The 11,029-nt window shown below is 51.7% G+C and carries 8 protein-coding genes; 1 reads left to right on the top strand and 7 read right to left on the bottom strand.

Annotated elements, in window-relative coordinates:
• Positions 1-2,187 (bottom strand): Ig-like domain-containing protein (locus tag AC2A1E_RS02635; protein ID WP_484382425.1); only part of this gene is annotated, 2,187 nt, incomplete at its 3' end.
• A gap of 740 nt (positions 2,188-2,927) precedes the next feature.
• Positions 2,928-3,530 (bottom strand): helix-turn-helix transcriptional regulator, encoded by a 603-nt coding sequence (locus tag AC2A1E_RS02630; protein ID WP_484382424.1) that lies wholly within the window; start codon positions 3,528-3,530, stop codon positions 2,928-2,930.
• A gap of 1,041 nt (positions 3,531-4,571) precedes the next feature.
• Here AC2A1E_RS02630 and AC2A1E_RS02625 point away from each other — a divergent pair.
• On the top strand, positions 4,572-5,846 hold the full coding sequence (locus AC2A1E_RS02625; RefSeq protein ID WP_484382423.1) for a tetratricopeptide repeat protein: 1,275 nt from the start codon (positions 4,572-4,574) through the stop codon (positions 5,844-5,846).
• Positions 5,847-5,913: 67 nt separating this feature from the next.
• On the opposite strand, the gene AC2A1E_RS02620 is transcribed toward AC2A1E_RS02625, so the two are convergent.
• From AC2A1E_RS02620 to AC2A1E_RS02600, 5 genes are all read right to left on the bottom strand, one after another.
• Positions 5,914-7,509: an ABC transporter substrate-binding protein gene (locus AC2A1E_RS02620; protein WP_484382422.1), complete on the bottom strand. Its 1,596-nt coding sequence runs from the start codon at positions 7,507-7,509 to the stop codon at positions 5,914-5,916.
• A 127-nt stretch (positions 7,510-7,636) separates the two neighbouring features.
• A complete protein-coding gene (locus tag AC2A1E_RS02615) occupies positions 7,637-7,804 on the bottom strand; it encodes a hypothetical protein (RefSeq protein WP_484382435.1) in 168 nt (55 codons plus the stop codon).
• Entirely contained in the window at positions 7,786-8,577 is a 792-nt protein-coding gene (gene eutC / locus AC2A1E_RS02610; protein WP_484382421.1) for an ethanolamine ammonia-lyase subunit EutC, read from the bottom strand. The genes AC2A1E_RS02615 and eutC overlap by 19 nt, the downstream gene beginning before the upstream one ends.
• On the bottom strand, positions 8,574-9,959 hold the full coding sequence (locus AC2A1E_RS02605) for an ethanolamine ammonia-lyase subunit EutB (protein WP_484382420.1): 1,386 nt from the start codon (positions 9,957-9,959) through the stop codon (positions 8,574-8,576). The genes eutC and AC2A1E_RS02605 overlap by 4 nt, the downstream gene beginning before the upstream one ends.
• A gap of 110 nt (positions 9,960-10,069) precedes the next feature.
• Positions 10,070-10,990, bottom strand: a complete 921-nt coding sequence (locus AC2A1E_RS02600; RefSeq protein ID WP_484382419.1) for a LysR family transcriptional regulator — start codon at positions 10,988-10,990, stop codon at positions 10,070-10,072.
• Between the last annotated feature and the right edge of the window lie 39 nt (positions 10,991-11,029).

Raw genomic sequence — 11,029 nt, 5'->3', positions numbered from 1 at the left:
AGGCCCGATGTGCGGCTCGGCGTTGTCCACCACGCTGGTGATCGTCGCTTCGGATGAGACAGGAATAAACAGACTGATATCATAGCTCGGTGAAGAGAAGCCGGTACGGTTGCCCGCCGGATCCTGAGCCACGATCGCCAGTTGGTTGTTGCCTTCCAGCAGCGGCAGTTCAGGCGTCATGCTCCATTTGCCGTCCTGCTGCACCACGGCGCTGCCAATCAGATGCTGGCCCGCGCTGTCGGTGGTGTAAACAAACACGGTGTCACCGGCGGTGCCGATACCGCTAATCAGCGGTTGGCTGTCGTCGGTCACCGCGCCGTTATCCACGGCACCCTGGCGATCGCCCACGCGGTCTTCCACGGCGGTAATGGCCAGATGATCCGGGCCTTCCGGCGATGCGGTGGTATCGACGGTAAAGTTCAATGACTCGGACGGCGCACTTTCATTGCCAGCCGGGTCGGTTTCAGTCACGGTAATGCTGTGATCGGTTTCAGTCAGCGGGGTCTCTGGCGTGAAGGACCACTTGCCGTTGTCACCCACCACCACGGAGCCGATTTTCTCGCCGCCGTCATAGATGTTGACCGTGTTGCCCGGCTCACCCACGCCACTCAGTTTAGGCTGGGTTTCATCGGTGGTGCCGCCGTTAACAATCGGCCCGGTGATCGGCCCGGTGGTATCCTGCGCCTGCGCCACATCCGGTTTGCCCGGTGCCGTGGTATCGACCACGATCTCAATCGGGCTGGACGGTACGCTGCTATTGCCGGCCTGGTCGACTTCGGTCACGACGAGCTGATGGCTGCCCTCAGTGAGCGGTTCATCAACAACGTAGCTCCAGTTACCTTGATCGTCGACCACGGCAGAGCCCAATGGCTTACCGTTGTCCGTGATAATGATGACGTTACCTGGCTCACCCACGCCGTTCAGCTGTGGCTGGGTTTCATCCGTCACACTGCCGTTGGTCAACGGGCCGGTGACGCTGCCGGTGTTGTCAAGAATGCTGCCGACAGACGGCTGGGAAGGAGCCTGGGTATCAACCGTGAAGGTCCAACCGCCAGACTGCTCGCTCTGGTTGCCCGCCGGATCGGTCTGGGAAACGGTGAGGGTGTGGCTGCCGTCGGTCAGATCCGTGTCAGGCTTAAAGGACCAGCGACCATCTTCGTTGACTTCGGTTTCGCCAATCACGGTGCCATTGTCATAAATGGTGACCTTGCTGCCAGCTTCGCCGCTGCCGCTCAGTTCAGGGCGTGGATCGTCGGTCATGCCGCCGGCGTTGATTTCACCCACGGTTTCCCCCACTTTATCCATGACATGCTGGAGACCCGGCACATCCGGAGGAGTGGTATCGACGTTGAAATTCAGAGAGTCGGACGGTGAACTGACGTTGCCCGCCGGATCGGTCTCGGTGATCACCAACTGGTGCGAGCCTTCGCCCAGTTCAGCGTCAGGGGTAAACGTCCAGTTGCCGTTGCCATCAATCACCACGCTGCCGATGGCCTGGCCGTTGTCATAGACGGTGATGAGATCGCCAGGCGTACCCTGACCGCTCAGGACAGGACGGGTTTCGTCGGTGACACTGCCGTTCTGGATCGCGCCGGTGATAGCGCCCTTCTGGTCTAACGCTTCGCCGATGGCGGGTTTGGCCGGTGGGGTGGTGTCACCCGGGTTATTGTCACCGTTGTTGCGGTTATGATAGGCAATAGCGGCACCAGCGCCGATTGCCGTCGCCGCAGCGACCCAACCGAGCAGGCCAAACAGGGCATCATGATTATCATCAGATGAGGTAAATATACCATTGCCGCTGCCTAAAGCGGGGCCACCTAAAGCGGCTGGCGACAACTCACCTTCACTGGTCAGATAGCCATGTTCGTAGCCTTCACCAGACAACGGCACGTAGGCATACAGTTGCCCGTCTTCCGCCATACCCAGCAGCACCGGGTTGTTGGCATCACCATTGAAATAATCCTCAATAATGATGCTGGCTTTAGTGTCCCCTTCCTGGATAACGTGTAGCGCTTTGCCTACGCGTACCAAGGTAATATTCTCCGGTGCAAAATCGTTACCCAGATTTTTCAACAGGTATTTATTACCGTGAATCAGCTTAACTTTAACAGCCTTGTTTGCGTTCGCAGTCAACAGCCGGGTTTTTCCTTCTCCGCTGTTAACAGCCAGAACTATTGTTTTATCCATGTATGTCATAACTCCAGACGTAGTTCCGATTAAAATTCAATTACATTCCCTGATAGCAACCTATACCTCGCATTGTCATGCGAGTTAATCACCGAACATCTTATCATCAATTATTCCCTCAAATGACGCCTCCAAACCGGGGTATAACCACACAAAAAAAGCACGCTAAGTAAAAATAAGAATCACCCAACAATAAATAAACACAACTCATTGTTTTTATTGATTTTTTAATGATTAAAAACACAAAAAAAAACAAAATTCTAGGAAAAAATAATCCTTGGATTAAATAAATAGTCCATTCCTACCAATAGAATTAAATGCTATTTTTAGGATTATTCTTGACTATTTTTAATAAAAATAAACACATAAAATAGAGTTTTATTTTTAATTAAAAAAGAGGAAATGGAAAAGTATGAGTGCGTATTGGCACACATAACTTTCATTAACTATGAATCGCTAAAGAGGTAGAAATTGTTGCTGTAGACAAACTCAGAACCCCATGATGGAAACTGAATCGATCAGTTCGAAAACCTGCCAGTCGCGACCTTGAATTGGAACGCCGAAGACAGCATTCTTAAACGGAGAGGAAGATCATAGAACATTGCTAACATTTCCCTGTTTTGTGAGCAGCAAGAAGCATAATGAATATGATGAGATAGGATCAAATTCCTTTCCTCCTCTCTCAAGCTTCTGGAGTTCCAACACGCTAAGAGAGTATTGGAACAACCTAAAATAGTGACTTAATGAGTTAGATTAACGGGTAACCGTTTAGTACCAATTTTGCGCAGTATGTTAGACTTGTGCGCACTGATGGTTTTTTGACTGCGTGACAGTTTGATTGAGATTTCCTTATTTGTTGCACCATCCAGGTACATCTTCAGGATCTCCATCTCACGCCGTGTCAAACCCACAGACTCAAAATAGGCTTCATTAAATAATTCTGAATTGTCATTCTTCAGGTTATAGATATCCCATGAATAACAATATCCACCGGCTAGAACCATGTTTATGGCATTAAGGAAAAACTCAACACCACTTTCATACTCAATGACTCCGCGCACATTGCTCAAGTGATTGAAGAATTTATGCAATGATTGCTCTTTTTTTGCCAAAATAAGAACAGGAATGTCAGACATCAGCAATAGTTTCTTAAAGTTTTCAACCGGCTGTGTATCGAGTTTTTTGCCATCAATAATACAGATATCATAAGGATCTGATAATGCCTTATTGTCGCACTCTTCCACACCTTTTAGAATAATTGATGACTCTGGATAACTGGTCTCAATAATGCGGATAATCCCTAAACTTCCAATGTTCTTTTCACCCAAGTATAAAACTTTCATTATAAAATCCTGTTAATACTACGTCCATATACCCTTTATACTTGAAACTATAGGGGATCTAACCACCTTCACTCACTGGGATGCTGACGAGAGCCAGCTCATGCACATGCTCCCTAATCAATATTTTCAAAAAGCTAAAAACCGATTAAATACAGTGTAGCTGTGCATAAATACCGTTTATGAAGGTGCAGTAAGCAATGACTAAAAATCCATTTATCGTCTTCTTCTTTCTCATCAATGCTAAATGAATAGAGCTTCCATTAAATTAACTCAGAGCTGAGCCATCACTCATTATCATTACTCATACTGACAGTATTTTTACTGCAACCCAATAGAATAGACATAGGATTTCACGCAACCCTTATGTAAGATGATTCTTAAAAAGAACCTTGGTAAGGATTATCTTAAGAAAATAATACATGAAACTTAGTGAAAAAAAAATAGAATCCGGTAAATATTCGTTTAAAAACCGTAACTCATTGGTTTATCTATAAGAAAATTCTTAACGAAAAACCAATAAAAGGCTAGGCACGCGGAAGGATAATAAGACAATATACAGAATTTCAAGAATACTCCTAAAACGTAATGACGAGCCAGGAGATGAGAGTGAGGTTTTCGCTATCTAAAAAAACACTAACATTACTCATGCTATAAACCATACACTGAGTTAGATAAACAAACAGGCAACAAATAACACATTCTGTATAGTATAGTAAATAAAGCACATCACACTGTAAATCTATGTTGGCTGACATTGACACCATAGCACACCCCACATTGGATTACCCGTAACCATTAACTCATGATATCGTTGTTCTCCCGTACTGATTACAGAGCTATAATTATTATCTGAATAATAGATTAAAAGCCTAGTGGTTTTCCGGCATTGATATTCTTAGATATTCTTAATTGACTCGCTTTTTTTCAACGGTATGGAAAAAGTGCCGTTTGCTTTGTTGGTAAACGGCTCAATGGGGGCAAGGATCGCCCAGCGCAGGTCCCCACATTCAGGTCATGTATCAGTTTGAGGCAAGTTTATTTATGCGTCCTTTTCAGAAAAACAACCCAACCTCTCCTCCCCATGCCTTACAGGAACAGCGTCTCAACGCTCTTGCGCAGCAGTATCGTGAGGCTATCGCTATCAATGATTATGCAGCAGGCAAAGCGATCGCAGAAGCTACGCTGCGCTTGGTACCACGCAACGCCGACGTGCTAGCCAGTTATGCCCTGTGCTTAATGCGTACGGGGGACTATGAGAAAGCCTATAAAACCTATAAAAAGCTGTTGCAAAGCCACCCACTGGAACAGCTCCCTGCTACCATGATCGATGGTTTGGCAGAGGTTTGTGGTTGGTTGAACCGCCCGGATGAGGTGCGGCGCTTCGGTTTAATGTCACTAGAACAGGGGGACCAGAAATTCGGTAGCAGCCAAGCTTACCCGCTGCCCGCCCCCCAGCCCCCGGCATTTAACCCGCATAATCCAGAAGAAAATGCCATTGCGTTCACTCTGTTTGGTTCACTGGTGCGTTACTGTGAAAGTGCCGTGATGAACGCCAAGGTGAGTAAAGCGTTGTTTCCCCACTGGCATTGCCGTTTCTATCTGGACGATAGCGTGCCGCAGGATGTGCAGCAACGTCTACGCGAGGCTGGGGCCAAGGTGATCAAAGTGGAAGGTGAACTGCATCAGACTATCCCACCGCTGATGTGGCGCTTTTTGGTGCTGGATGACCCAGCCGTTAAACGCTATCTCATTCGCGATGCGGATTCGCTACTCTCAGAACGGGAACAAGCCGCGGTAGAAGCCTGGTTGCAAAGCGATTACTGGTATCACCACATGCGGGATTATTTTACTCATACCGAACTGTTGCTGGCAGGGATGTGGGGCGGCTGTCACAACCCGAATCTGCCCTCAATCATCAACCAGACCCGTGAGTATCTGAGCCAGCAGGACAACCATCGCCGCTTTGTCGATCAGTATTTCCTGCGCCAGCATCTTTGGCCCACCGTCAGGCAGAGCCTGCTCAGCCATGACGATCTTTTCGGTTTCCACCAGGCTCAACCTTTTCCCGCACATACACCGATTCGCTGGCAGACGGACAAGTTCCATGTGGGCAGTAACGCCAGTTATCAGTTAGCCGGCATCGCCAGCCAGAAGCAAGAGGGCGAATTACAACCGTGGGAAGTACTGGATGAACAGGGTAACCGGTTATGCCACTATGCAACGGTAGTGAAAAACCACGAGTGGCGCGAACTGATACCTTTCTTTTTGCTCGACCGTATTCTCGCCGGGGAATGGCAGTTACGTAATATCGATTGATTTGAAAGCAATCAGGGGCCCTGACTGGGCCCCTGAGGTTGCTGACAAAGGGATTTTTAGACCGCTATCATTTCTCCAGCGAAACCTGCTTGAAGATATGCTTGCCGAACGGATCGATCTCGTAACCTTTCACTTCTTTGCGCACCGGCTCAAAAATGGTGGAATGGGCGATCATCAGCGCGGGCATCTGCTCGTGCATCATTACCTGCGCCTGTTCATACATTGCCACACGTTTTTGATGATCATTTTCTTCCCGCGCCTTAGCGATCAGCTCATCAAACGGCTTATAGCACCACTTGGCCGAGTTCGAACCGCCGTTGGCGGAGGTGCAGGTGAACAGCGGGCCGAAGAAGTTGTCCGGGTCACCATTTGCAGTAGTCCAGCCCATCAACGCCGTCTGGTGCTCACCACTTTTCACCCGTTGCAGATATTCGCCCCATTCGAAAGTGACCACTTTGGCCTGAACGCCAATCTTGGCCCAGTCCGCCTGGATCATCTCGGCCATGCGTTTGGCGTTCGGGTTATAAGGCCGCTGCACCGGCATTGCCCACAAATCGATAGCAAAGCCCTCCCCCAACCCGGCCTCTTGCAGCAGCTGTTTCGCCTTTTCCGGCGCATAGGCATAATCTTCAATGCTGGCATTGTTGCCCCATTGGGTTGGCGGCAACAGGTTCTTCGCCTGCTGGCCTGCGCCGTGGAACACCGCCTCAATGATCGCCGGTCGGTTCACCGCCATCGCCAATGCCTGGCGTACTTTCACGTTATCCAGCGGTTTCTTCTGGGTGTTAAACGCCAGGAAACCGATATTCAAGCCTGATTTCTCCATCACCTGAATGTTTTTATCTTCGCGCATACGCACCAGATCGGCCGGATTCGGGAACGGCATCACCTGGCACTCGTTCTTTTGCAGTTTAGCGTAACGCACCGCCGCATCTGGCGTAATGGAGTACACCAGCCGATCGATCTTCGGCTTGCCTTCCCAATATTGATCAAAAGCTTTATAGAGGATCTTGGCGTCTTTCTGATACTGCAAAAGCTGGAACGGCCCGGTGCCGATCGGATCGTTATCCACCCGCTGCGGCGTACCGGCCTTCAGCATCACATCGGCATATTCTGCCGACAGAATGGTGGCAAAATACATCCCCAGATCGGCCACAAACGGCGCTTCAGCACGTGAAAGCTCAAAACGCACGGTGTGATCGTCCACTTTGACGATGTTATTGATCAGCGAACCAAACTCCATCGACTCAAAGTTGGTATAAGCGCCGTTGGATACCTTGTGATAAGGGTGATTAGCGTCTTTCTGGCGCATAAAGGAGAAGATCACGTCATCGGCGTTAAAATCACGGGTCGGCGTGAAGAATTTATTGCTTTGGAATTTCACCCCTTTGCGCAGATAGAAAGTGTAATTCTTGCCGTCTTCACTCACTTCCCAGCGCTCCGCCAGGCTGGGTTGCAGATCGACAGTGCCCACTTTGAAGTCCACCAGCCGGTTGTAAATGGCGGCAGAACTGGCATCCACCGTAGGGCCAGAGGTAAACAGCTGTGGGTTAAAGCCTTCAGGTGAACTCTCTGAACAGAAAACCAGCGTGTTAGCCTGCACACTACTCATTACCGCCAGTGCCAACAGGCCCAGCGTCATTTTTACGATCTTTTTCTGCATTGTCCCATCCCATGAGGTATTAAAGAATTAACGACCCTGATACCAATAAATCAAACAGTTAGGGATGTAAAGCAGAAGTTATGACCGCTTGCCCCACCTAATCGTAGGGCAAGGGAATAAGGCAGGATTAAATCATCTGGCTGAAGTTCATTTGGGCCATCAGCTTGTAATTGTCGGCATAATCTACCGGGATCGCCACCACGACCGGCCCCTGAATTTCCATCGAGTTTCGCCCAAGCTGAGCGCCTTTATCAGCCTGCTCACTGAGAATATTGGTCAACCACCAAGCTGGCAATGAGGCGGAGCGATCCGGCCATGCAGCGCCGGGTTATCGCTCTCGTCTTTCAGTTCAATGCCGGTCAAACGCCGCTGATACGCCTGCTCTAACAGCCAAGCCAGCTTGAATGCCGCCTGCGGATAGTCCAACCCTTCCGGGCGAATATTGGAAATGCAGTTGCGCTCCGACTCCAGCCTGCCGGTATGCGGCCCCCAGGTGAGGTAAATACCGAGGCTGTCCGGCGAGGACAACCCTGGCCGCTCGCCGATGAGGATCGCAACAGCCTTCGCCCGCAGGCATTCACCGATATCATCCCCCAAGGCAACCCGCGCCTGATGCGCCAACACCACCGGTGCCACGCTGATATCCAGGCGATCAAGATAAGGCCGCAAAGCTTGCAAGAACGGCAGGGCCTGGCGGTGAACCGCCTTCGACGAGAGGCCATCGCCGATCACCAGCAGCAGATCCGCCGGTTTTAGCGCAAGGCTTTGCAATGCTTCACGGCTGGCGAGCGACAGTTTCCGCCCCAGATCCGGGCGGCGCAGAAAAATGCTGCGCTCCGCCGCTGCACTGTGCACCGTCAGCGTCTGCCAGCCCTCAATCTGCAAACTGTCGGCTAATCGATCGCTGTCGAAAGGCAAATGTACAGCGTCACGCGCTTGCGCATGTGCCAAACCAAACTTCAGCAGTTCCTGCGTCGGCAGGCTGGCACCGGTGCGGCCCAGCGCAATGCGCGCATCGGTAAACGCCCGTAGCGCATCCCAACCGTTGGTATGAACCCGTTTGCTCATTGGTTGCCTCCCTGTAATCCCAGCAACAGCGGATGATTAGCGGCGGTATCACGCAAGCGCCCCGCCTGATCGATAATCTGCATCTCTGCCAGCCAGGCGGCAAATTCCGGCGCATGCTTGAGACCCAGCAGTTCGCGGATATACAGCGCGTCGTGAAACGAGGTGCTCTGATAATTGAGCATGATGTCATCAGCGCCGGGCACGCCAATCAGGAAGGTCAGGCCAGCGGTGGCTAACAAGGTGAGTAGCGTATCCATATCGTCCTGATCCGCTTCGGCATGATTGGTGTAACACACATCGCACCCGAGCGGCAGGCCAAGCAGCTTGCCGCAGAAGTGATCTTCCAACCCGGCGCGGATGATTTGCTTGCCGTCATAGAGATATTCCGGCCCGATAAAACCCACCACGGTGTTAATCAACAACGGCGAAAAATGCCGCGCTACGGCATAGGCGCGTGCTTCACAGGTTTGTTGATCGACTCCATGATGCGCATTGGCCGACAGACAACTGCCCTGCCCGGTCTCGAAATACATGACGTTATTGCCTAAGGTGCCACGCTGTAGGCTCAGCGCCGCCTGCTGAGCCTCAGCCAGCAGCGCCAGATTAATACCAAAGCCGCTGTTGGCAGCCTCGGTCCCGGCGATCGACTGAAACACCAGATCCACCGGCGCACCACGCTCGATCAGCCGTAGCGTATTGGTCACATGAGTCAGCACGCAGGACTGGGTGGGAATGGCAAAGCGCTGGATCACGTCGTCCAGCATGTAGTTAAGCTTTTCCAGCAGAGGCAGGCTGTCGCTGGCCGGATTGATGCCCACCACCGCATCACCGCTGCCATACAGCAAGCCATCAAGCATGCTGGCGGCAATCCCTTGCAGGCTGTCGGTGGGGTGGTTAGGCTGCAGCCGCACGCTGAGATGGCCCGGTAAGCCGATGGTGTTGCGAAAGCGGGTGATGACGCGGCACTTTTTCGCCACCAGAATCAGATCCTGATTGCGCATGATCTTACTAACCGCCGCCGCCATTTCCGGCGTGATACCCGCTGCCACCTGTGTCAGCATTGCGCTGTCCGCCTGTTCGCTCAACAACCAGTCGCGAAAGTCGCCGACCGTCAGATGAGAAATCGGCATAAACGCCAACGCATCATGCTGGTCGATAATCAGCCGGGTAACTTCGTCCTGTTCATACGGCACCAACACCTGCTGCAAAAAGGTTTTCAGCGGTACTTCGGCTAAAGCCATGCGCGCCGCTACGCGCTCCTCGGCACTGTCAGCCGCCAACTCGGCTAAATAGTCGCCGGAACGGGCCGGTGAGGCTTTTGCCATCAACTGGCGTAAGTCACGAAAACGGTAGCTGCGCTGGCTGAGCGTTGCCTGATACATAGTGTCCCCTGAAGCGGATTAATGGCAGAAAAGTCGCAAGGTCTGTATCCAGTGTAGTCAGCTAAGCGGTGGGCTTTATGATGTTTTGATAATCAATGTATTAACTTACCTCAATACTCAACCTGTTGCTGGCGCTGCTGTTGTAACCGCTCCGCCTGCTGGCGTACTACCTGCCAGATCACCTCTGCCGCTGGCGTCAGCGAGCGGTTTTTACGCCGCACCAGCATCAGCGCCCTATTAATCTCCGGCATCAGCCGCCGCACCTTGAGTTGTCCCCCTTCCGGCAGCGGTAGCGCCAGGGCCGGAAAGATGCTGATGCCGATACCCGCCGTTACCATCGGGAACAGCGTCGCCGGATGGCCGATCTCCTGCACCACCTGCGCCTCTACGCCCTGTTGGCGCAGGGCGCTATCGATCAATGGCCGACTGCCGGAAGCGTAATCCTGTAACACCAACCGGCAGCCGTTAAGCGCCGCCCACTGCACTTCGGGTTGAGTGGCAAATGGATGATCGTTGCGGCACAGCAGCAAAAAGGGTTCATACAGAATCGCTTCGCAGTCCAGATCCACCGCCTGAATCGGATCGACCACAATGCCGAAATCCACTTCGGCGTTGCGGATACTTTTCAGCACCTGCTGCTGCGACTGATCGCGCAGCACAATGCGGATCTCGGGATACTGCTGCTCGCCAGCGGCGATACACTGCGGCATTAGATGGGCTGATATGGTCTGGCTAGACGCCACGCGTACCGTGCCGCTGCGTTGCATGCCAAAGCTGCGGGCATCCAGCAATGCTGTCTGTAATTCGTCCAGCAGGCGCTCAACGCGATTGGCCAAGCGCAAACCGGCGTCGGTCAGCACCACTTCACGAGTAGTGCGATCCAGCAGGCGCACGCCTACTTCGGCCTCCAGCTCTTTGACACTGTGGCTGACTGCCGATTGCGTCAGGCCCAAAACCTCCCCGGCACGGCTGAAGCTGCCATGGCGCGCGATGGTGACAAAAACCCGGAGTTGCTTGAGAGAGTAATTCATGTTTTTTATTCATAAATTAATTAAATAAATCAATTTTAT

The sequence above is a fragment of the Serratia sp. HNCC26DJ206 genome (genome assembly GCF_057180605.1).
The sequence above is the reverse complement of the archived record's forward strand: the minus strand, read 5'-3'. Positions and strand labels throughout refer to the sequence as shown.